The following is a 22,410-nucleotide window of genomic DNA, read 5'->3' as shown; positions in this document are numbered from 1 at the left end:
TCAGAGTTCGTCCCGATTCCGTTCATACCAGAACTCTTCGGGTTCCGGCTCTGCCTCGCTCCACTCCTCACCCAATGGCCCAGCAACTCTCCAGAAGGCATCGGTGACCAGCACTGACAATTTGCCCAAGGTTCGCAATCGCGCAACGAACACACGGGGCACTGGTGCCATACCCGGGGCAAGCAATCGGTCTTCAGATGCCGTAAACGCCGGTACGTACTTGAGCAGCGCACCATTGCGGCAGGACAGATAACAACTCTCGGCGTCAGGGGCATTCGCCCTGGCTACCGACACGTAGTCGTGAAGATCGTCCTTGGCAACGAAGTTACCCAAGAGTTCTTTATCTATCGCTTCAAAGCTGGACGTCGACGCAATGGCTTTATAGAACGCCTGCACAGCGGCGATTTTGTAGGTACTCAGTGTATTTTCAGGCGGTACATCAAACCCGGCATGATCAGCCCAGAACAACAATTCCAGGGTACTGGTACTTCCCGTACCCTGATCTTCCACCGGGTCCAGCGCGACGTACCCCGGCGTTTGCCCCGGCACCAGCACAGCGCCCAGGTACTGCTTGCCCTTGAACGGTGCAACCAAGCCTTGTGCATAGCGGGCCGCATCATCGGTGTAAGTAAACAGCGGGCCGCAGAACGAATGAAAATGCGGATCGTCGCCGAAAGCATGAGGCGCTTTATTCGGCTCCCAATGCTCAGTGACCCTCTCTTTCTTACCCCAGACCTCACTGGTCACCCGAATGTACAACTTCCCCGCGCCCGCAAGGCGGCGCACATAATCACGTACCGTAAGGGAGCCATCGAGCAATTGTGTGCGTTCGATATGTGCCTTGCTCGTCCATGGGTACAACGGCGCCGTTTTGGGAAACTCATACGTGAGCAGCGCACCGTCGCTGCACAACAGATACAGCGTCGGAGCACTGCCGTTACGTGCATAGGTGACAACGTTGAGTGCCTTGGCGATGTACTGGGGCGGGAAAAAACTGCGCGCCATTTCATCATTGCTACCGGCGATGGCCACGGTCGAAGCACAGAGATACAAACCATCAAACACATAGCCCTGTGGCAATTGGCCGTCGATAAAGACCTGTTTAAAATCAGCAAAGTCGTCTCTGACAAGCGCCAGGGTTGCCTTATAGAACGGTTTGTTAGCCGACTTGAGTACGTAACCGAAGGCCACTTCGGTTTGAGGCTTCCATAGGCGTTGAGCGTAACGAACGGCATCGACCGCCCGGGTGAAAATCGGGCTGCAGGGCGCGTCCATGAACACAGCGCGAATATCCCCAGGATGGGTTGGCGGTATATTCGCCACAAAATCCCCCGCCAACTTTCTGGGCGGACCCCATACCCCATCGCCTTCTATCACGCTCAGATTGCCGGCTTTCACCACCTCGGTGATGAAGTCCTGCGGCGAGAGCGTGCCACTGCGAAGTTGCTGCTCAATACTGTTGTCACCGTAATCACCCTTGACCTTGTTAAGTGGCGCGAGACGATCCTTGAGTCGCTCCTCCTCGGCAGAGCCCGACAGGTGGTAACTGAGGATCGAGCCACTGGGGCCAAACACATATTCACGGTTAAGGTGGGCCTCACGACGCAACAGGTTTGACAATACCGCAGTCGGTATCATGGTTTTATAGATGGCTTTTTGGGCGACGGATAACAACAACGGCCCCTCTTGATCTATCAAAGAACGATAGCGCGCAACAATCGTACTGTTCTGAGGGTAAAGCGCTAAATCAGCAGCCCGATCCGGGTATATCCAGTGTAATGCCAACCCTTGAGGTGGAAGCGCCAGTGGTTCAGTCGAGACAAACAGACCATTTCCCAGCCTGAGTATCACCCCGGCAAAACGCCGATAGTATCCGTTGTTCACCCTGGCAGCTGCATAGCGGGCTGCATCGTCGGCACTCGCGAAGCAGGGGCTTAAACGCCGCGGTGTCAGGGTTGCGTAACTGCTCCAGCTAGGGGCGACCTGACCTTTTTTATCCCAGAACTGGCTGGTACGTACCACATGCAGCATTCCCTTCAGCGCCCACTCACTGAGGAAGCTCTGGGGTGTCTTCTCGCCGGAGTCCAATGCTTGCTGCGCCTGCGTCAGCAATGTATCTGCCGGGCCGCCACTTTTGACGTCAAGCCGCGGGGGCTCATACCGCAACAGCGCGCCATCAAGGGTGGAAAAGTACACCGACAGGTTGCTCGGGCCACTCCGAATAGCGGCAAAAAGAGCAGAGAACAATACTGTTGGCGTGACAAAAAACAGCGTCAACCAGGCGTTCGACGTATTTTGCCCGGCACGTGACCATTGCTGCGAGCGAAACAGCCCGTGCAATATAAAACCATCGGGTAGCTGGTAACCCCCCTCGGGCTTAAGTTCAAACAGGCTGTTGAGATTGAACAGTTCGCTCTCACTGACAACGCCCACTACCTCGCTGGCGATGTACTGCTCCTTGTCCCTATGCTTGAGGATGAAAGCAAAACAGGCCGCCTGCGCGAAGTTGCGCGCATGCACGCGTCCGTGCAGGTTACGGGCCGCCTCATCGGCACTGGCAAATACGGCACCGTAGGTGGTGTAGTCAGGTGGGCCCGATCTTGGTGCGTAGGAATAGTTAGGCGTCCAGTCGTTGTAGACCACCGAACGCTGGCCCCATAACGGGTTGCCCAGGATGATCTTGAAGTCCCCCGCCTCGGCCAGCCGCCGGACCCAATCGGCCGGCCGGATCTGCCCGCTGTCGAGGCGCTTGCCGAGGCTGTTGTCGCCAGCCTGCGGGCCGATATTGGCCAGCAGCAACTGTTCCTGCGCCGAATGATTTGGGGTGTACTCCAACAAGCAATCACTGGCCCCCGACAGGTACGCCACGCGACCGGCCGGAATGATCGAGTACATTTCATCATCGGAGAACACTTGCAGGTTGATCTGCGCCTCCTCATGCGTCCAGCCGCGCCGCGCAACCCAGGCCGGGCTCACCATCGACAGAGCGATATGGGAACCGTAGCGAGCATGCAACACATAAGGCTCCGGCGGGATCAACGGCCCGTTACCGTCGCGTGGAAAAAACAGAGTGAAGGCAAATGGGTTGGCCGCACTGGACACTGGCTCAGTGATAACAAAACGGCCGTCTTCGCCCTTGAGTATATAACCGCCGTAGTAGCCGCCACGCCAGTTGTTGATTTGCTCATGGGCATACACCGCGGCATCGCGCGCCGAGAGAAACGAACGGCTAAGGGTTGCCTTGTAAAACGACTCTATCAGGTTCGAGCGGTTATCTACCCTCCCGACCTTGCGCCACAATCCTCCGGCCTGCACCACCGAAAGGTCCGTCGCCGCAATAACCCTGCGCACGTAAGCCCGAGGGCTCAACGTACCGGTGAGCATGGCCGCCTGAGCACCGTTATCGTTTAGCTCGCCCGTGTCGGTTTCCCGCACCAGATCGGTGGTGTTCGTGGCTGCGGGCACCCTGAAGCTCAACAGCGATGAATCCGAGGCCAGCATGTACAGCGACAACCCACGGGCCGGGCTCTGGCTGTCCTGGCTTGCGCGCGCTTGACGGGTGGCGGCCACCACCTGCGCCGGGGTGAAAAACGCACTGGCCAGCCAGGTTTCCCGGGCGGCAATTTCGCCGGTCTCGTACCAACTGCTGAAGTAAATGGCTTCCAGCCGAAATTGCGAAGGCAAGCGCAGCTTGCCGTCTGGGCGTTTTGGAAACACCAGGTTTGGCGAAAACAGTGGATCACCCTTGGGCAGTGCCAACGTCGCAACATACGCGTCATCACGGGAGTGCTTGAGTACAAAGCCACACCGGCCGCCCTCGCTCCCCGCCAGCGAAAGTGCACGCAACACCGCAAGCTCAGGCCGTGAAAACACCTGAGTAAAAAACGGTTGTTGCGGTGCAAGGGTCGCCGGCGTTCTGATCCGCCATGTGTTGCTTATACGCCCGCGAACGCCTCCCCATACCGGGTTGGCAATCACTGTCCACAACTCACCCGCCGCAGCCAGCAACCGGATGGGATGCTCGAAATCACTGCTGGTTTCACCCGGCCCGCCGCGCAGTTGCAGGTCCAGCGTTTTTTCAGCGATCGAGCCACTGCTGACATACTTGAGCAGCACATCATCTGGCCCGGACAAATAGTGGACTTTGGCGAACATTCTTTTTTCAAAGCTGAAGAGTTGATCGGCACCGGAATAGAAGTTGTTGAACACCTGCACCTGGTCCGCCGTGAAGTGTGGAAGTGCGCGCTTGATGCCCTCAGCATCGGCGGGATGAGAGTGGTAAAAGGCCTCGGCCTGGTAATCATCAGGGGCGATGAACTTGCCCTCACTGTCACGGGCCAACATGCGCCCGTGATCAAATTGAACGCGCTCTCCTGCGATGGGATCTGTGGCGTAGAAGCGATTGCCGCGCTTGAAGATCACACCACCATACTCAATGTCACGACGCTGGCCGATCACCGCATGCGCCCAACGCGCCGCATCATCGGCGGTGATAAAGGCCGGACTGAACACCGGTAAGGGAATGCCAGAAAAGGGTCGCCAATTCGCCTCGACCGTGCCGGTTTTGTCCCAGAGTTGGCTGCCCTTGCCGGGAGCGCTGGCCTTGAGCACCGTCAATTGTCCCGCCGCCGCCAGGCGCTGCACGAACTCACTCGGTTTGAGGCTGCCGGCGATCAAGGTCGAATCGATTTGGTTATCCACAATCGCGCCGTCAGGCTCAACACGATAAAGCTGCGCTTCGATAGCCGAGAATGAACAGGTGTAGCGCAACACCGCGCCATCTTCGGTGTTAAGAAATATCGACAGCCCGGACTGCTTGAGCAGTTCAGGCACCAATCGCCCCTGGTAAAGGTGCCGGACCAGTTCCGGGGGTGAAAAGAAATTGCGGTACAGCCATGGTTGCCGGGTCTGGGCCAATGCCGCATAGCCCGTCTTGCCCAGGCAAATACCGATCAAGTGAAAATGCGCAGGCAGGCGATGTTTGCCGTCCATGTCCTTGGGAAAAACCTCTTGCACCGAGGGCTGGCGGTCGACCGTGCCAGAAGGCTCGGTCACCCCATACAAGTCCTGGGTATCATGCTTGAGCAGGAACACATACTGGGCCGCCCCTGGCATAGCGGCCAAACGCGCCCGAGCGTGGCTGAGCGCATCGGTGAGGCTCGCCTGCACGGGGCCACAGGGCGGCAGCTCCTGGGTTTTGGTTTTGAAGACCCGGTAGGGCGTCCATGTGTGGGGCACCTCTCCCGTAGAGCCGCCCCACACGGCGTTGGACACGACAATCGACAGCTGGCTGACGCTGGCGACTTTCTTGAATAGATTCTCCACCACACCGTCATAGCCTTCGGGCCTGCCGAACGGTTCCTTGTCCCGCAGCCACACGGCAAAACGCCGCTCGGCCTCCGAACGGGTGGGGACGTGCTTGAACAACGAACCATCAGGGCCGGACACATAGAAGGCGCTGAAAAATACCGGATCCAGAATATTGCCGATCAAGTCAGGCTCGGAATAAAAGCTGTTCAGCGCCTTGATCTGACGAGCTGAAAGCTCAGGGTTGTTGCTTTTGTACTGGGTGAAAAAGTCCGGGTGCGAGTGATAATCCGCCACGCACCGATAGCCCTCGGGATGCAGGAGCCGCTTATTACTGTCCTCGTTGAGAACCGTGCCCACATCAAAAAAATTCTCGCCGCCCTCAATGGGGTCGGTCGCGTAAAACAGATCGTCGGCCAGGCTTTGCATAATGACCCCGCCATACTCCTTGTCCTGCGCGCCACCCATCTGGTGATGGGCATACCGGGCCGCATCATCCATGCTGACAAACCCCGGCCCAACCGGGGGCAACTCCACCTCTGGCTTGGGGTCTGCCCCAAACCAGCCACGTTTGACTCGTGCCATCGCATCACCTTCCTATGACAGGCTTCATGGCGCCAGGATTGGCGGCCATAAAGCCCATCTTCGGCAATGGCAGGCGACCTGGGGTGCCAAATAGGCACCCCAACAAGTCCGCCCTCACGCGATGCCCCGTTTTGAGGCTTGCCCTGCACGGGGCCGCTTTAGCGGCGCCACACTGGTGCGCCATGCGACAGCGACGGGCGCCATAGCGCCCTGAAACCGGTACTGCACGGCGCAGGCACAGCCTTTGCAAAGCCCTGTGTATCTGCCCCACAACACTATCGGTTTACGGAGATCGCACCATGAAGCGTCGTAGCTTGATCAAGGCTTTCACTTTGTCGGCATCCATTGCCGCCATGGGTTTGACCTGGACCGTCCAGGCCGCAGAGACCATCAAGGTCGGCATCCTGCACTCGCTGTCCGGCACCATGGCAATCTCCGAAACTTCGCTTAAAGACATGGCCTTGATGACCATCGACGAGATCAACGCCAAGGGCGGTGTGAACGGCAAGATGCTGGAACCGGTGGTGGTGGACCCGGCGTCGAACTGGCCGCTGTTTGCCGAAAAAGGCCGGCAGTTGCTGACCCAGGACAAGGTTGCCGTGGTGTTTGGCTGCTGGACCTCGGTGTCACGTAAATCGGTATTGCCGGTGTTCGAAGAACTCAACGGCCTGCTGTTCTACCCGGTGCAATACGAAGGTGAAGAGATGTCGCCGAACGTGTTCTATACCGGTGCAGCGCCTAACCAGCAGGCGATCCCGGCCGTGGAATACCTGATGAGCGAAGAAGGTGGCGGCGCCAAGCGCTTCTTCCTGCTCGGTACCGATTATGTGTACCCACGCACCACCAACAAGATCCTGCGTTCGTTCCTGCATTCCAAAGGCGTAGCGGATAAAGATATTGAAGAGGTCTACACCCCGTTCGGCCATAGCGATTACCAGACCATCGTCGCCAACATCAAGAAGTTCTCGGCCGGCGGCAAGACCGCAGTGATCTCCACCGTGAATGGCGACTCCAACGTGCCGTTCTACAAGGAGCTGGCCAACCAGGGTTTGAAAGCTACCGATGTACCGGTGGTGGCGTTCTCGGTGGGTGAAGAAGAGCTGCGCGGCATCGACACCAAGCCACTGGTGGGCAACCTCGCGGCCTGGAACTACTTCCAGTCGGTGGAGAACCCGGTGAACAAGAAATTCGTTGCGGACTGGAAGGCCTACGCCAAAGCCCACAACCTGCCAGGCGCGGACAAAGCCGTGACCAACGACCCGATGGAAGCCACCTACGTAGGCATCCATATGTGGGCACAGGCGGTTGAGAAAGCCAAATCCACCGATGTCGACAAAGTCCGTGAAGCCATGGCCGGCCAGACCTTCGCCGCGCCGTCGGGCTTCACCCTGACCATGGACAAGACCAACCACCACCTGCACAAGCCGGTGATGATCGGTGAAATCCAGGCCGACGGGCAGTTCTCGGTGGTATGGCAGACCGAGAAGCCGATCCGCGCCCAACCGTGGAGCCCGTACATTCCGGGTAATGACAAAAAGCCGGACTATGCCGTGAAGAGCAACTGATCCGAGGGGTGTCGGCCCTTAAGGCTGACACACACCCTGTGGGAGCTGGCTTGCCTGCGATGCAGACAACTGGGTGTATCTGATACACCGCCATCGCAGGCAAGCCAGCTCCCACATTTGTTCGAGCAAGGCCCAAGACTATGCCCACTGCCCTTTACCGCCTCATCCTCGCCGCCCTGCTGTTGCTGCCCTTTGCCGCACACGCCAGCGACGCCGAAGACTTCATCAACGCCAACCCGATGCAACAAGCCAAGCTGCTCCAGGACTGGGCCGCCCAGCCCGACCCGGCGCGCATCGAGCTGGTGGACGCGCTGCAACAAGGCCAACTTAACGTCAACGGCGAAACCAAAACCGTGCGCCTGAACAACCGCCTGCGCGGCTTGATCGACAACGTGCAAGCCAGCCAGCAACTGCTCGCCGCCGACCCGAAGGTGCGCCTCGCTGCTGCGCAAACCCTGCAAAAAAGCGCACAACCTGCGCAGCTCAAATTCCTCGACCAGCAAGTCGCCGCCGAGACCAACGAGGCCGTGCACACCGCGTTGAGCCTGGCCCTGGCCAACCTGCAACTGGTCGACCCCGACCCGGTCATTCGCCTCGCCGCCGTGCGCCTGCTAGGCAGTACCGGTGACCCGCTGGCGCGCACACGCCTTGAGGCGCTGCTGGCGCCCGGTGTCGAAACCGATGCCGCCGTGCACACCGCCGCCGAGACCAGCCTGGCTCAGGTCAAACGCAAATTGATGTTCGGCGAGATCCTCGGCCAGGCTTTCAGTGGCATGTCTTTGGGTTCGATCCTGCTGCTCGCGGCCCTGGGCCTGGCGATCACCTTCGGCCTGCTTGGCGTGATCAACATGGCCCACGGCGAGATGCTGATGCTCGGCGCTTACTCCACGTATGTGGTGCAGTTGATGATGCAGCGCTACGTACCGTCGGCCATCGAGTTCTACCCGCTGATTGCGCTGCCGGTGGCTTTCTTTGTGACTGCCGCGATTGGCATGGCGCTGGAGCGCACGGTGATTCGCCACCTCTACGGGCGGCCGCTGGAAACCCTGCTGGCCACCTGGGGCATCAGCCTGATGCTGATCCAGCTGGTGCGCCTGGTGTTCGGTGCGCAGAACGTCGAAGTCGCCAACCCCGAATGGCTGTCCGGCGGCATTCAAGTGCTGCCCAACCTGGTGCTGCCGTACAACCGCATCGTGATCATCGCCTTTGCCCTGTGCGTGGTAGTGCTGACCTGGCTGCTGCTGAACAAGACGCGCCTGGGCCTCAACGTGCGCGCCGTCACCCAGAACCGCAACATGGCCGCCTGCTGCGGCGTGCCCACCGGGCGTGTGGACATGCTCGCCTTTGGCCTTGGCTCCGGTATCGCGGGCCTGGGTGGTGTGGCGCTGAGCCAGATCGGCAACGTCGGCCCGGAACTGGGCCAGAGCTACATCATCGACTCGTTCCTGGTGGTGGTGCTCGGCGGCGTCGGCCAGTTGGCCGGTAGCGTGATGGCCGCCTTCGGGCTGGGCATCGCCAACAAGATTCTTGAACCGCAGATCGGCGCCGTGCTCGGCAAGATCCTGATCCTCGCGCTGATCATTCTGTTTATCCAGAAACGCCCGCAAGGACTCTTTGCACTAAAAGGACGGGTGATCGACTGATGAACCAGCCATTGATGCTTACCGCCGCGCAAAAGGCCGGCCCCAAGATCACGATAGCGGTGGGTACGGTGATTTTGATCCTGCTGCTGGCGCTGCCTTTGTGCTCGCTGCTGTCGCCGGCAAATCCGTTTTACGTCTCGGCCTACACCCTGACGCTGGTGGGCAAGATCCTCTGCTACGCCATCGTCGCCCTCGCGCTGGATCTGGTGTGGGGCTATGCGGGGATGTTGTCCCTCGGCCACGGTTTGTTCTTTGCCCTCGGCGGTTATGCGATGGGCATGTACCTGATGCGCCAGGCGTCCGGCGATGAGTTGCCGGCGTTCATGACCTTTTTGTCGTGGACCGAATTGCCGTGGTATTGGGTCGGCACCGAGCACTTCCTCTGGGCCATGTGCCTGGTGGTATTGGCACCCGGTTTATTGGCGTTGGTGTTCGGGTTCTTCGCCTTTCGTTCGCGGATCAAGGGCGTGTATTTCTCGATCATGACCCAGGCGTTGACCTTTGCCGGGATGCTGCTGTTTTTCCGCAACGAAACCGGGTTTGGCGGCAATAACGGCTTCACTAACTTTCGCAGCATTCTGGGCTTTGGCATCACCGAGCCGGGCACGCGGGCGGTGCTGTTTGTGGCCACCGTACTGTTGCTGGTCGCCAGCTTGTACACCGGCTGGCGCCTGGCGCAGAGCAAGTTCGGCCGCGTGCTGACGGCATTGCGTGACGCCGAGAACCGCCTGATGTTCTGCGGCTACGACCCACGTGGCTTCAAGCTGTTTGTGTGGGTGTTGAGTGCGGTGCTGTGTGGTTTGGCAGGCGCGTTGTATGTACCGCAAGTGGGCATTATCAACCCCAGCGAAATGTCGCCGACCAACTCTATCGAAGCCGCCGTATGGGTAGCCCTGGGCGGGCGCGGCACCTTGATCGGGCCGTTGCTGGGCGCCGGTGTGGTCAATGGCATGAAGAGCTGGTTCACCGTGGCCTTCCCGGAATACTGGCTGTTCTTCCTTGGGGCGCTGTTCATCATCGTCACCCTGTACCTGCCCAAGGGCATCATCGGCCTGCTGAAGAAATGAGGAACGTCATGCTTGAACCTATTTTCGATGCAGGCAGCGGCCGCGATGCCATCGGTATCGGCCAGGCTGCCGGCAAGGGCCTGAACACCCGCCACGGCACCATCCTGACCCTGGAAGACATCAGCGTCAGCTTCGATGGCTTCAAGGCGCTCAATGACTTGAACCTGTATATCGGCGTCGGCGAGTTGCGCTGCATCATCGGCCCCAACGGCGCGGGCAAGACCACACTGATGGACGTGATCACCGGCAAGACCCGCCCCAGCCACGGCAAGGCCTGGTTTGGCGAAACTCTCGACTTGACCAGCATGAGCGAAGTGCAGATCGCCCAGGCCGGCATTGGCCGCAAGTTCCAGAAGCCTACGGTGTTCGAAGCCCTGAGCGTGTTCGAAAACCTGGAGCTGGCGCAAAAGACTGACAAGTCGGTATGGGCCAGCCTGCGCGCACGCCTGAGCGGCGAACAGAAAGACCGCATCGAGGAAGTGCTCGATACCATCCGCCTGACCGCCTCGGCACTGCGCCCGGCGGGGTTGCTGTCCCACGGGCAGAAGCAGTTCCTGGAAATCGGCATGCTGCTGATGCAAGACCCGCAACTGTTGCTGCTGGATGAACCGGTGGCGGGCATGACCGACGCCGAAACCGAGTTCACCGCCGAGCTGTTCAAGCGCCTGGCGGGCAAGCATTCGCTGATGGTGGTGGAACACGACATGGGGTTTGTCGGTTCGATTGCCGACCACGTGACCGTGTTGCACCAGGGCAGCGTGCTGGCCGAAGGGTCGCTTGCACAGGTGCAGGAAAACGAGCGCGTTATCGAGGTTTACCTCGGTCGCTGACGCGCACCGCTTTATGTGGGAGCTGGCTTGCCTGCGATAGCGGTGAGCCTGATACACCGCCATCGCAGGCAAGCCAGCTCCCACATTTGATCCAGTTCCCTCAGTGGGGAATTGAGGAGGTTTTGAACATGCTGCAAGTCGACAAGCTGCATCAGTATTACGGCGGTAGCCACATCCTGCGCGGGCTCTCATTTGACGTGAAGATTGGCGAAGTCACCTGCCTGCTCGGCCGTAACGGCGTGGGCAAGACCACCTTGCTCAAATGCCTGATGGGTTTGCTGCCGGCCAAAGACGGCGCGGTGAATTGGGAAGGCAAGGCCATCACCGGGTTCAAACCGCACCAGCGCGTACACGCGGGCATCGCCTACGTGCCCCAGGGCCGGGAGATTTTCGGACGGCTGACGGTGGAAGAAAACCTGTTGATGGGGCTCTCGCGCTTCCCAGGCTCCGAAGCCAAGGAAGTCCCGGCGTTTATCTATGAACTGTTCCCCGTATTGCTGCAGATGAAACATCGGCGCGGTGGCGACCTGTCCGGCGGTCAACAGCAGCAGTTAGCAATTGGCCGCGCATTGGCCAGCCGCCCGCGCCTGTTGATTCTCGACGAGCCTACCGAGGGCATCCAGCCGTCAGTCATCAAGGAGATCGGTGCAGTGATCAAAAAGCTCGCGGCACGCGGTGATATGGCGATCCTTTTGGTGGAGCAGTTCTACGACTTTGCCGCCGAACTGGCCGACCAGTACCTGGTGATGTCTCGTGGTGAAATCGTGCAGCAGGGCCGAGGTGAAAATATGGAAAGCGAGGGTGTGCGCGGGCTGGTTACGATTTAATCTGTTGTGTCCTGACGATAAGTAAAAAAACATGAACCTGCCCGTTACCCCTGCCCTGTTCACCCCCAGCTGGCATGCCGAGCTGGAACTCGGCTACGCGCGCTTCGGCGACACCACGCGCCCGGTAATGCGCCGCCACCTCGGCCCGCTGCGGGTGCAAAAGCACTTGTACGCCGAAGGCCCCGAGGTGTGCCAGCACATCATCGTCCACCCGCCCGGCGGGATAGCCGGCGGGGACCGCCTGGACATCAGTGCACACGTGGGTGCAGGCTCATGGGCGCAACTGACCAGCCCCGGTGCGGCCAAGTGGTATCGCGCCAGCGGCCCGGCCTATCAAACACTCGACCTCACCGTGGAAGCTGGTGCGACCCTGGAATGGCTGCCCCAGGAAACCATCGTGTTCAGCGCTGCCCAGGCCGAACTCAGCACGCGCATCGACCTGCAAGGCGATGCCCGGCTGTTCTACTGGGACGTGATCGCCCTTGGCCGCCCGGCCAGTGGTGAACGTTTTGACCTAGGCCACTTTCAATCGCAGCTGGATATTCGCCGCGACGGCCAGTTGCTCTGGCATGAGCGCCAGCGCATTGTAGGCGCCGACGGTTTGCTCGACTCGCCCATCGGGCTGGACGGGCAACCGGTGTTTGCCACGCTGTTGCTGACCGGCGATATAGACCCTCAATTATTGGAAACCTGCCGCGCCCTGCCCCATGCGATTCGCGGCGACCTGACCCAACTGCCCGGCTTGCTGGTCGCCCGCTGCCTGGCCAGTGAGGCGCTGCTGGCGCGGGGTTGGCTGATTGATTTATGGAAATTGTTACGTCCGAGTGTGCTTGGGCGAGAAGCGGTTCCACCCAGAATCTGGAGCACATGAAGATCAACCTGTGGAACTGAGTTTATGTGGGAGCTGGCTTGCCTGCGATGGCGGTGTGCCTGATACACCGCTATCGCAGGCAAGCCAGCTCCCACACAAGCCTGTTTCCACAGGGGATCTGCGGTGTTTTTATGAATGCTGTTTGAAGGACCTTGAACCATGGATTTGACCCCACGGGAAAAAGACAAACTGCTGATCTTCACTGCTGGCCTGGTGGCCGAGCGCCGCTTGGCGCGGGGTGTGAAGCTCAACTACCCGGAAACCATCGCCTATATCTCGGCCGCGCTGATGGAAGGTGCCCGCGATGGCCGCACCGTGGCCGAGTTGATGCACTACGGCACCACCCTGCTCAGCCGCGAGCAAGTGATGGAAGGCATCCCGGAAATGATCCCGGATATCCAGGTGGAAGCCACCTTCCCCGATGGCACCAAGCTGGTGACCGTCCACCAGCCAATCGCGTGAGGCCCAGCCATGATTCGTGATGCTACCGAGCAAGACCTGCCGGCGATCCGCGACATCTACAACGATGCGGTGCTCAACACCACGGCCATCTGGAACGAGCAACCGGTGGACCTGGCCAACCGTCAGGCCTGGTTCGCTGCGCGTCAAACCCAGGGCTATCCGATTCTGGTGGCGGTGGAAAACGATGAAGTCACCGGCTACGCCTCATTCGGCGATTGGCGCCCGTTCGAAGGTTTTCGCTACAGCGTTGAGCACTCGGTGTACGTGCGCAATGACCAACGCGGCAAAGGCCTCGGCCCGCGACTGATGCAAGCGCTGATCGAGCGCGCCGCAACCTGCGGCAAGCACGTGATGGTCGCGGCTATCGAAAGCGGCAACCAGGCGTCTATTCGCCTGCATGAGCGCCTGGGTTTCATCACCACCGGGCAAATGCCGCAAGTGGGCATCAAGTTCGGCCGCTGGCTGGACCTGACCTTTATGCAACTGACGTTGAATCCGGGCGCCGAACCGCCCAAGGAGTGAGATCGATGAGCGCTACGCAACTGCGTCGAGTCAATGCTGAAAGTTTTGCCCACTACCGCCTGGGTTTGATTGAGCTGTTGCTGGACGCGGTAAAGCACGGCGCTTCAATCGGCTTTATGGCTGACTTCGATGACGCCCAGGCCCGCACCTATTTGAGCGGCGTGCAGGCAAGTATCGAAGAGGGCAGCCTGCTGCTGTGGGTGGTGGTACGCGATGAGCAAGTGATCGCCAGCGTGCAACTGGCGCTGTGCCTGAAAGCCAACGGCCTGAACCGCGCCGAAGTGCAAAAGTTGCTGGTACACAGCAGCGCCCGCCGCCATGGCCTGGGCCAACAGCTGATGAACAGCCTGGAACTCGCCGCGCGCCAGCACAAGCGCGGCCTGCTGTACCTGGACACCGAGGCCGGCTCCGGCGCCGAAGCCTTTTACCAGTCGCTGCGCTACACCAAGATAGGTGAGTTGCCCGACTACTGCCAAAGCCCGGACGGGCGCTACACCCCGACCGCCATCTATTTCAAGACCCTGGGGCAACCTGCATGATTCCTGGTGAATATCAGATCCAGCCTGGTGACATCGAACTCAACGTCGGCCGGCGCACCCTCACCCTCAGCGTGGCCAACAGCGGCGACCGGCCGATTCAGGTGGGCTCGCACTACCATTTTTTCGAGACCAACGATGCGCTGACCTTTGATCGCGCCGCCAGCCGTGGCATGCGTTTGAATATTCCGGCGGGCACGGCAGTGCGGTTTGAGCCAGGGCAAAGTCGCGAGATCGAGTTGGTGGATTTGAGCGGGGGGCGGCGGGTGTTCGGGTTTGCCGGACGGATCATGGGCGACCTTTAGGGCCTCATCGCAGGCAAGCCAGCTCCCACAGTTGGAATGCGTTCCCCTGTGGGAGCTGGCTTGCCTGCGATAGCGATATCACATTCAACACCTATTTTTCAGGGCATACACACATGAAGATCAGCCGCCAAGCCTACGCCGACATGTACGGCCCCACCGTCGGTGACAAGGTCCGCCTGGCCGACACCGACCTGTTCGTCGAAGTCGAACAGGACTTCACCGTCTACGGTGAAGAAGTCAAATTCGGCGGCGGCAAAGTTATCCGCGACGGCCAGGGCCAGAGCCAACTGCTCGCCCATGAAGTGGTCGACACCTTGATCACCAATGCGCTGATCATCGACCACTGGGGCATCGTCAAGGCCGACGTCGGCCTGAAAAACGGCCGCATTCATGCGATCGGCAAGGCCGGCAACCCGGATATCCAGCCCGGCGTGACCATGGCCATCGGCGCCAGCACCGAGGTGATTGCCGGTGAAGGCATGATCCTCACCGCCGGCGGCATCGACAGCCACGTGCACTTCATTTGCCCGCAGCAGATCGAAGAAGCGCTGACCAGCGGCGTCACCACCATGATCGGCGGCGGCACCGGCCCTGCGACCGGCACCAACGCCACCACCTGCACCTCCGGCCCGTGGCACCTGGCGCGCATGCTGCAAGCCAGCGATTCGTTCCCGATGAACATCGGTTTTACCGGCAAAGGCAATGCCAGCTTGCCGGAACCCTTGATCGAGCAGGTCAAGGCCGGGGCCATCGGTTTGAAGCTGCACGAAGACTGGGGCACCACACCCGCCAGCATCGACAACTGCCTGAGCGTTGCGGACGAGTACGACGTGCAGGTCGCGATTCACAGCGACACCCTTAACGAATCCGGCTTCGTCGAAACCACCCTGGCCGCGCTCAAGGGTCGCACCATCCACACCTACCACACTGAAGGTGCCGGTGGCGGCCACGCGCCGGACATCATCAAGGCCTGCGGCTTCGCCAACGTGCTGCCCAGTTCCACCAACCCGACGCGGCCGTTCACGCGCAACACCATCGATGAGCACCTGGACATGTTGATGGTCTGCCATCACCTGGACCCGAGCATCGCCGAAGATGTGGCCTTCGCCGAAAGCCGCATCCGCCGCGAGACCATTGCCGCCGAAGACATCCTGCACGACCTCGGCGCGTTTTCGATGATCAGCTCCGACAGCCAGGCCATGGGCCGTGTCGGCGAAGTGATCACGCGCACCTGGCAGACCGCTGACAAAATGAAAAAGCAGCGCGGCCCTTTGCCCGGCGACGGCCCGGGCAATGACAACTTCCGCGCCAAGCGCTATATCGCCAAGTACACCATCAACCCGGCGATCACCCACGGCGTCAGCCATATCGTCGGCTCGATCGAAGTGGGCAAGTGGGCCGACCTGGTGCTGTGGCGCCCGGCGTTTTTCGGCATCAAGCCGACCTTGATCCTCAAGGGCGGCGCGATTGCCTCAAGCCTGATGGGTGACGCCAACGCCTCGATCCCCACGCCGCAGCCGGTGCACTATCGCCCGATGTTTGCCAGCTTCGGCAGCTCGTTGCACGCCACCAGCCTGACCTTCATCAGCCAGGCCGCCCAGGACGCCGGGTTGCCCGAGGCCCTGGGGTTAAAAAAGCAGATTGCCGTGGTAAAGGGCTGCCGCGATGTGCAGAAAACCGACCTGATCCACAACGATTACCTGCCGGATATCGAGGTTGACCCGCAGACTTATCAGGTCAAGGCCGACGGCCAGTTGTTGTGGTGCGAACCGGCTGATGTATTGCCCATGGCCCAGCGCTACTTTTTGTTTTAGGTCGCACGGGGGCCGACACCCTCAGCCACGTCCAGCGGATGATCGAGCAACTCCTGACGGGTCAGCGTCTCGATCAGCGCGGCGTCTTTAATCTGCAATTGCAACTGCAGTTCGCCGGACCGATGCTTATAAAGTGCCTCGGTGATCGCGTTGGATTCAAACCTGCTCCGCAAGTCCGCCAGCTGATCGTGCAAGGGATGGCGCAGAGCGTCAAATTGCACGGCGTATTTACCGGTCAGGTAATCCTGCCAAAAGCCCCTGGACAGCAGCGCCTGAAGCTCTTGCGCGGAGTTATCCAGGGCTTTGATCGTATCAAAGGCAGTATCAAGCATCGATGCGGTCACGCCGCCCAAGTTGATATACCTGACCTGCTGCGGCTGCCCCGGTAGCTGGAGCCGATCCTTGAGGCCGTAACGATACGCCAGTCGGATCTCAACCTCTTCGGCCAGGCGCTGGGTATGGGGCACCTTATTGGCTACCGACACGCGGGGGTCATTGACGATGGCTTCGCTGCGCTGGATATCCGCCGACGCGATCTTGTCCACTTCGTGCAGGCGGAACAAACCTCTGGATAACCTTGCCAGTTGCACGCCCTGGGTCTGATCCGTGGCCTGCAAACGAGCCTTGTAGGCCATTGTGCGCACTTCCAGGTTGCTGAAGGAGAAAGCCGCAAGGTCGCAACATCCTGGCTCACCGGCCAGGTCGAGGAGTTCCTTGCGCAGGGTTTCCGATTCGGCGGTGTCCTGGGTGATACTTTCGATCACTTCCCAGACGCGGCGCTGCAAGTCGGCGTGGCCGGCACCCGCCGGTTCCAGACGCTCAAGGATGTCGAAAAACGGGGCAGCCCTCGGAGCGCGCTCCAACGCCACCCATAGGGGCCGTTTGCTACTCGCCTCTTGCGTGGACATGCCTTGGGCCCAACGCAGAAATGGATCCTGCGCGCCAGCTGTGGGGGCCACACGGTTAGGGGCAATATCAGCCGTCAACCGGAGCATGTTCGGAAGAACCTCAGACATCAGCCCAGCCTCCTCAAGGCGCCGGCTGTGTTCGCGGACTTGTTGCCGGGTTTGCTCGGTCAAAGGGTTCTCGCCGATATCCGTCACACGAGTCACGCGTTCCGTCTGCGCCAACTGCTCATCCGACGGTGCAATGACTGAGTCCGGGATAGTGGTAATACTGTTTTGGCTCAGATCTACCCATAGCAGGTTCGTTCGTTCAACCAACCCCGCAGGCCAGGTATCAATCCCTGTATTTTTCATCTGCAAGGTACGCAAATCCGTCATTTGGCTGAAATCCGGCGTCAGGCCGAGGGGGTTATCATTGAGCATCAAGTCACTGAGTGTCGCTCGCGAGGACAGTAAGGCAGCCGACTCGGCAGTCAATCGGATTCGGTTGTTTTGCAGCGACAAACGGGCCAACTCGTTCATATTCCCCACGGCTGGCGGCAACTCGAACAAATGGTTATCCGACATGTCCAGCCAGCGCACACCTTGGCAGTGCGCCAGGAAACCTTCTGGTGACGTACGCAGGTTCAGGCGGTTCAGTTTCAGTGACGTCGGGCGAATGAAATTCGCGCCAAGGTCGGGCAGGCTCGACAGGCGCAACCCACTGAGGTCCAGTTCGACGTCGATGAGTGTGGCGTCGTTGGTCAAAACGAGGGGATTACCCGCCCTCCAGCAGCTCATGATGCGTTGCCTGGCGCGATCACGATCGTTGAACTCCAGCAGGCGCTCATTTCGCCCGACGCGCTCGTTACTCTGACGCTCGTTGGAGAGGTTCCAGGCTTTTAACTGACGCTTGAACGCTTTGAATTCCTGCTCACGCTGGGCCAACTCTGCATCGGCGCGCTCGCCCAGCGCCCAAATCATCTTCCGAGAAGTTTGCACGCTGTTGTCGGGATAGAGTTCCTGCATGACCCTGAGCCTGGGATTACCACTGTCAAAGGCGCCATCAAGGGCGCCTTGCAAAAGTTCGGGCCGCGTGCGCGTCAAGGTCTCCCAGTAGCGATCGAACTGCTGCCAATAGTCGGCAGGAAACTTATTGTGCTCAAGCATGACGACGTTGTTTGTCCGAACGATCGCTTCAAGCTGCTCAGGCGGTGGTGTCAAATGCTGTGGTGGAACCTCCTGCAGGCGGTTTTCGGACAAATCGACACGTCTCAATCCAGTCAGTGCGGTTAATCCCGAGGGCCACTGCTCAATCTGCGTGTTACTGAGGTTCAACTCCACCAGATTTGGCATACCGCTGACATCGGGGGCAGCACCCAGCGGGTTGCTGCGCAGATCAAGCGTGACAAGGGCGCTGAGGTTGCTCAGCATACGGCTGGTTGGTGGAGTCAACTCAAGATTATTACCGGTCAGGTTCAACGAAGTCAGGTAGCGCATTTCACCGATAGCACTGGGTAACTCGGTAAGCCGGCAACCGATCAGGGCCAAATGCTTGACGTGGGTGAACGATGTAAGGAAAGCATCAGTCTTGCCGGTCCAGCCGCTACCGTAGATCTCAAGCCCCTCAACATGGCTGAAGTCGACGCTTAGCAGTGGTAGTTCCAGATCGCCCCTCATCATCAGCTTCAGGGGGCCTTCACTCATAAGCCGCCAGTGACTCTTGATCTCGCGCGCGATATCGGACGCACCGGGAAAATCGGCATCCCAACCATCAGCACGCGGCGGCCCACTGGCGTAAACCCAGGCATCCAACTCCCTCGTAAACGTTTTGAACTCAGCCTTCCAGTGTTTCAACCCACCCTCGACGTCGTCGCCCAAAGTGCGGACAAACGCATTGACTGCCTCCTCGTCCATCAAAGGGAACAGATCGGTGACCTTCTCGTGTATTAAATCGACATCGCTATCGACATCACTGGCCGCCTGTCGGCTGGACCCGCCGCCACCACCGAGTAATCTCAGCGTCGAATCAATCGTCGGTTTGCGCACCGGATGCTCCAGCAACACCGTGCGCAGCGGCTCACGAGGCAAAGGCGACTGCTGGATCGCTGTCTTCAACTGCTGTGCATCGGTGAACCCGAGGCTCTGGCGTTCGGCGGTGGACAACAGGTCCCAGGTTGCCCCAAAGAAGTCCCTGGGCATGGGCGCCTCGAATAAACCATTGTCCTTGAGCACCAGGGCCTTGGTGGTGGTTGAATCCGGGGAACCGATAGCATCCAGCAACGTGCCTTGGGCCGAGTAGTGACGCAACTCCACCCGCGTTCCACGCTGCCATCCAGGCAAGGTTTCCAAAGTGCGCAAGGCGAGGCGCTGGCTGTCGATGCTTGCCAGAGTGTCCAGGTGCAGGCCTTCATAGGCACGCGATACCCGGGTTTCCTGCTCAAGCCACCTCGCCTGCTCAATACGTTCCTGGGGCAGAAACCCGGTATCTCGAAAGGTGTGCAACTGTTCAACGCTCAGCCTTCTGAGCAACTCAGTAGCCATCGACGCTGGCAGCCTGGGGTAAGTCGCCATGAGCAGGCGCACATCAGGATCGTTCGTGGCATTCAAGGCTTGATAGCGCTCTTCGACCAGCGAGCCCTTAAAGGTATCGACGACATTGGCGATGTGTTCACGCAGCTTGCCGGCCCGCACCGCCAGCGACTCTTCGGCACTGCCAGGGATGTCCCGGAGCGTGGGGTCCACGCCTTGCAAGCTGAACAGCACCTCATTGAGCCACTCACCGCTCGCCAACTGGTTGTCACGAACCACCACTACGCGTTTGGGGGCAGCTGCGAAGGTCTCCTCCCACAAAATCCTGTTGTGGCTGTCCATGACCCGCAGCGGCGCATCAGGCAACATCCCTCGTCGACGCATGATTTGCAGCAGCAGCGTGAGGTCCGCCTGGGCATAGACGGCCGAGTCGCTGCTTCTCAATTGCTCGACAAACGTCGTCAGTGCCTGATGAGCCTTGAAGTGCTGGATCGTGTCATCCAATAACAAAGGCACCGGGTCATGCTCAACAAAGGTCTGGCGCAAGACGTCTTCCTCGACACCGCTGGCCATACGGGCTTGTTCCAGCGTCGCGGAGTCAAGCCCACGCTGTTCCAGCCCCAGGCGCCTCATCAGGGTCGGTTTGTCCCAGGTCAGCGGTTGCTCGATTTCATGGCTCCAGGCGCCAGCATGGTTATGCTCCAACTGCGGCTCATACGCACCAGGGCGGCTGGGGTGCTGGATGCGATACTGCCCAGTGACGGGGTCCTGCCCAACTCGATAGTGGTCACCCTCATGGTGCAAAATCAACTGGCCGTCGTGCGAGTAAAGGCCCAAAGCGTCTGGCTTGGCGCCTGTGTCCAGCTCGACAGGCGCCTTATAGGGCGCAAGATCAGGCTTCCACAGGCGGATCTTGCCGCCGGGCAACGTGACGGCTTTGAGCCGTTCAATGAAGGGGGACACTGTGAAGCGCAACGCCACCGCCTGCGCCGCCAGCGTCGCCAGGTTTTCCACCACGTCGGTAACATGCGCCCAACCTGCCTCGCGGTCGCCTTCACTGAGTTCGACCGCACCCTCAAAGACCTCGTAAAGCAGCTGACCGGCCATCACCCCGGCCATCACCAGGCCCAAGGGTGGCACGGCCATCCCCACCAGGTTCAGGCCGAACATGCCGATACTCAGGTAATGGGCTGCACGCCTTGAACTCGATGCCTTGTCAGCAGCCTCAGTGCTCACGGCCTGGTGTTGGGCATCGTTAAACAGTCGCGTGCGCAGACTGGCATGGCGATACACCCACAAGTCCGCAGCCCGCCAGAGGCCAGCGATTTCGATGGCCTGAATATTGAATTCGGGGGCTTTTATCGGAACGCGTACGGTCGGTTGCGGCTCCCCCAGCGACGAGCCGGAGGAAAAGAATGGGGCCGTCAGTAAACGCCCCCATTCCGAACGCAGCGCCTGTGAACCGAACGGTTGCGGTGGCGCATCCACCACGAGTTCGGTCAGCCTGCGGTAGTAGTAAGCGCGATCCTTATAGGCTACAAACTGGGCAAAAAGCTGCTGGTATTGCGTGGTTTGTACCCCCTTGGAGCGGTCGGCACCCTGGCTGAAGCTCGCGGTCAGGTGATCAGTCAATTCGTTGCGAAACTCATTAAACGTTTCATAACGCTTGATGGGGTGCTCGAGGTGGTCAGGAATATAGACGATAACCCAGCTCGAATAACGCTGCTTGGCGCATGGGGCGATGATCAGGCAGTCATGCAGGTGCAGGTTCATCAGGCTCAAGCAGCAGTAACCGACCGGCTGGTTGCCGATCACGATGTGCTTTTCGCCAGCCGTCACACGCATCAGCAACGTGTAATCGGTGGCACCGATATCACCCTTGAGCAAGGCCAGATACGCCGCCGCCTTGAAGGCATCTTTCTGATGGCGGATGAAGCGATCCCGAAACTCGGCACGGGACCGTACATCATCAGGTATCAACTGCGCCCTGAGGTGAGCCTGGTATTGACTCCCCAAATCGAGATCACGGCATAACTGGGCGAACTCATGAATTTTCAGGGTCGTGGTGTGGCGTTCAAAGTGCTCGCGAGTATCCGGCTCGGTGATAAATCCCGAAACGCTATCGTAAAAACCGTCCTCGGCCTCCCGCGCCTCAAAGTTGCCCAGGGCAGCCTTGAGCAAGGAGAACGTCTTGACCCTGGAACCGCCGGTTTTTTTGCCAAAGGCGTCTTCAACCGGAACATACAGGCGCAACCAGGTTTGATTGACGTCCAGCGCATAACCGGCAGCCTTTAATGCCGCTTCCAATAACGGCTGGGCGAATGCTTCCAGCGCCTGGACTTTGCTTAGGGATTTCTCCAGCTCATTCAGGGAGTGGCAACGGCTCTCCAACAGCGTCTTGAGCTGATCCTTCTGCGATTGAGACGTGGCGTCGTACCAAGAGGGGATATTCGCGGGGGTCTGTTTGAGGGCCTGGCGCCGCTCAGGTGAACTGCTGACCAGGCAGGACGGGATCGCCTGTTTGATTAATTCGTAGTGTTGTCCCTGTTCACCGGGCGGGAGCGTGGAGGAGGCAATAACCTGAAGTTCGAGCATGGGATGACAACCTTGTGGTGAGAAAGATTGTCATCCTATGCAGTGCGTTTTTTTGCTGGAGCTAA

13 protein-coding genes are annotated in these 22,410 nt (G+C 59.7%); 11 read left to right on the top strand and 2 right to left on the bottom strand.

Going from position 1 to position 22,410, the window contains the following annotated elements:
- A complete protein-coding gene (locus GIW28_RS10250; RefSeq protein ID WP_236446289.1) occupies positions 1 to 5,892 on the bottom strand; it encodes a DUF4329 domain-containing protein in 5,892 nt (1,963 codons plus the stop codon).
- Positions 5,893 to 6,191: 299 nt separating this feature from the next.
- Here GIW28_RS10250 and urtA point away from each other — a divergent pair, with 299 nt between their 5' ends.
- The 11 genes from urtA to ureC all read left to right on the top strand — a co-directional run bounded on the left by urtA (position 6,192) and on the right by ureC (position 16,334).
- Positions 6,192 to 7,457, top strand: a complete 1,266-nt coding sequence (gene urtA, locus GIW28_RS10245; RefSeq protein ID WP_017136771.1) for an urea ABC transporter substrate-binding protein — start codon at positions 6,192 to 6,194, stop codon at positions 7,455 to 7,457.
- Between the two features lie 140 nt (positions 7,458 to 7,597).
- Positions 7,598 to 9,100, top strand: a complete 1,503-nt coding sequence (urtB, locus tag GIW28_RS10240) for an urea ABC transporter permease subunit UrtB (protein ID WP_169986493.1) — start codon at positions 7,598 to 7,600, stop codon at positions 9,098 to 9,100.
- The gene (urtC, locus tag GIW28_RS10235; RefSeq protein ID WP_017136773.1) at positions 9,100 to 10,167 is read left to right on the top strand and encodes an urea ABC transporter permease subunit UrtC; all 1,068 of its coding nucleotides are present in this window, start codon (positions 9,100 to 9,102) and stop codon (positions 10,165 to 10,167) included. Before urtB ends, urtC begins: the two co-directional genes overlap by 1 nt.
- Entirely contained in the window at positions 10,164 to 10,997 is an 834-nt protein-coding gene (gene urtD, locus GIW28_RS10230; RefSeq protein ID WP_169986495.1) for an urea ABC transporter ATP-binding protein UrtD, read from the top strand. The genes urtC and urtD overlap by 4 nt, the downstream gene beginning before the upstream one ends.
- A 128-nt stretch (positions 10,998 to 11,125) precedes the next feature.
- Positions 11,126 to 11,824 carry an urea ABC transporter ATP-binding subunit UrtE gene (gene urtE, locus GIW28_RS10225; RefSeq protein ID WP_065930636.1) on the top strand — a complete coding sequence of 233 codons (699 nt, stop codon included), beginning with the start codon at positions 11,126 to 11,128 and terminating at the stop codon, positions 11,822 to 11,824.
- Between the two features lie 31 nt (positions 11,825 to 11,855).
- A complete protein-coding gene (locus GIW28_RS10220; protein WP_236446303.1) occupies positions 11,856 to 12,695 on the top strand; it encodes an urease accessory protein UreD in 840 nt (279 codons plus the stop codon).
- Between the two features lie 159 nt (positions 12,696 to 12,854).
- Positions 12,855 to 13,157, top strand: a complete 303-nt coding sequence (ureA, locus tag GIW28_RS10215) for an urease subunit gamma (protein ID WP_017136777.1) — start codon at positions 12,855 to 12,857, stop codon at positions 13,155 to 13,157.
- A gap of 9 nt (positions 13,158 to 13,166) precedes the next feature.
- Positions 13,167 to 13,679: a GNAT family N-acetyltransferase gene (locus tag GIW28_RS10210; RefSeq protein ID WP_017136778.1), complete on the top strand. Its 513-nt coding sequence runs from the start codon at positions 13,167 to 13,169 to the stop codon at positions 13,677 to 13,679.
- A 5-nt stretch (positions 13,680 to 13,684) separates the two neighbouring features.
- Positions 13,685 to 14,218 carry a GNAT family N-acetyltransferase gene (locus tag GIW28_RS10205; RefSeq protein ID WP_099548118.1) on the top strand — a complete coding sequence of 178 codons (534 nt, stop codon included), beginning with the start codon at positions 13,685 to 13,687 and terminating at the stop codon, positions 14,216 to 14,218.
- Positions 14,215 to 14,520: an urease subunit beta gene (locus GIW28_RS10200; protein ID WP_099548117.1), complete on the top strand. Its 306-nt coding sequence runs from the start codon at positions 14,215 to 14,217 to the stop codon at positions 14,518 to 14,520. Before GIW28_RS10205 ends, GIW28_RS10200 begins: the two co-directional genes overlap by 4 nt.
- A gap of 113 nt (positions 14,521 to 14,633) precedes the next feature.
- Positions 14,634 to 16,334: an urease subunit alpha gene (gene ureC, locus GIW28_RS10195; protein ID WP_169986499.1), complete on the top strand. Its 1,701-nt coding sequence runs from the start codon at positions 14,634 to 14,636 to the stop codon at positions 16,332 to 16,334.
- Here the strand turns inward: ureC and GIW28_RS10190 are convergent.
- Positions 16,331 to 22,345: an NEL-type E3 ubiquitin ligase domain-containing protein gene (locus GIW28_RS10190; protein WP_236446307.1), complete on the bottom strand. Its 6,015-nt coding sequence runs from the start codon at positions 22,343 to 22,345 to the stop codon at positions 16,331 to 16,333. The genes ureC and GIW28_RS10190 overlap by 4 nt on opposite strands.
- Positions 22,346 to 22,410 lie beyond the last annotated feature (65 nt).

Origin of the sequence: Pseudomonas sp. PA-5-4B (assembly GCF_021606215.1) — a bacterium.
Classification (GTDB): domain Bacteria; phylum Pseudomonadota; class Gammaproteobacteria; order Pseudomonadales; family Pseudomonadaceae; genus Aquipseudomonas; species Aquipseudomonas edaphica.
This window is presented reverse-complemented; position numbering and strand designations above follow the sequence as displayed.